A 1,188-nucleotide genomic window follows, 5' to 3' on the forward strand; every position below is an offset into this window, starting at 1 on the left:
GAGCGGAGCGGGCCGGAGCGGAGCGGGCCGGCGAGGGTGCGCGGGCCGACGAGGCTGGGCAGTCCGGCGAGGCTGGGCAGTCCGGCGAGGGCGGGCCGGCGGTGCGGCCCGCCCCGGTTCAGAGCTCGGTGAGGTAGTCCGGCAGCGCGACGGCCGGGTCCTGGCCCTCGGACGGCTCGGGGGTCCCGTACGTCCGGGCGACCGGGACCACGCCCGACCAGTGCGGCAGCGCCAGGTCCTCGGGCTCGTCGTTCACCCCGCCGGTCCGTATCTTCGCCGACACCTGTTCCAGGTCCAGGCGGATCACGGCGGTGGCGGCGAGCTCCTTGGCGTTCGCCGGCCGGCTGTCGGCCGAGCGGCCGGCGACCACGGCGTCGACGAGGGCGTCGAGCGCCATGCGGGCCTCGGCCTCGTCCGTCACCTGGTAGGCGGTGCCGTGGGCCACCACCGACCGGTAGTTGATCGAGTGGTGGAAGGCCGACTTGGCCAGCACCAGGCCGTCCACGTGCGTGACCGTCACACAGACCGGCAGGCCCGGGTCCGGCCGGCCGGCGGCGAGCATCGGGCGCGATCCGGTGGAGCCGTGGAGGTAGAGCCGCTCGCCGACCCGGGCGTACAGGGTGGGCAGTACGACCGGGGCGCCGTCGCGGACGAAGCCGAGGTGGCAGAGGTAGGCCGCGTCGAGGATCGAGTGCACTGTCTCCCGGTCGTAGTGGGCCCGCTCGCGGGCCCGGCTCGGGACGGTCCGTTCGGTGGGCGCGTACGCGGCCCCGGCGGCCTCGGCGGCGGTGTCGGTCGATACGGCAGTCACGATGCGAACTCCATTGCACTAGTGCATAATGTCGTTTGTGCTAGGAGAATATCGGATCGAAGGGCGTCGCGCATCGGAGATCGCGGCCAGCGTGGAGACGGGCGTCGGCTCGGGAGCGCTCGCGCCGGGTGCGCTGCTGCCGCCGATGCGGGAGCTGGCGGCCACGCTGGGGGTCAACCCCAACACCGTGGCCGCCGCCTACCGCACCCTGCGCGAGCGCGGGGTGATCGAGACCGACGGGCGGCGCGGCAGCCGGGTGCGGGCGCGCCCGGCGAGCACCCCGCGGGACTCGATGCGCGTGGCCGCCCCGCCCGGCGCCCGGGACCTGTCCACCGGCAATCCCGACCCGCTGCTGCTGCCCCCGCTCGGGCCGGCGC

The 1,188-nt window shown here is 75.4% G+C and carries 2 protein-coding genes; one reads left to right on the forward strand and one right to left on the reverse strand.

The window, feature by feature from the left end; translation table 11 throughout:
• Positions 1-118: 118 nt before the first annotated feature.
• Positions 119-811 carry a pyridoxamine 5'-phosphate oxidase family protein gene (locus GPJ59_RS36335; RefSeq protein ID WP_308120703.1) on the reverse strand — a complete coding sequence of 231 codons (693 nt, stop codon included), beginning with the start codon at positions 809-811 and terminating at the stop codon, positions 119-121.
• Positions 812-848: 37 nt separating this feature from the next.
• Here GPJ59_RS36335 and GPJ59_RS36340 point away from each other — a divergent pair.
• Positions 849-1,188: GntR family transcriptional regulator (locus GPJ59_RS36340; protein ID WP_219672369.1), on the forward strand; the 340-nt coding region annotated here is incomplete at its 3' end.

Source organism: Streptomyces bambusae, from assembly GCF_019400985.1.
Lineage (GTDB): Bacteria > Actinomycetota > Actinomycetes > Streptomycetales > Streptomycetaceae > Streptomyces > Streptomyces bambusae_A.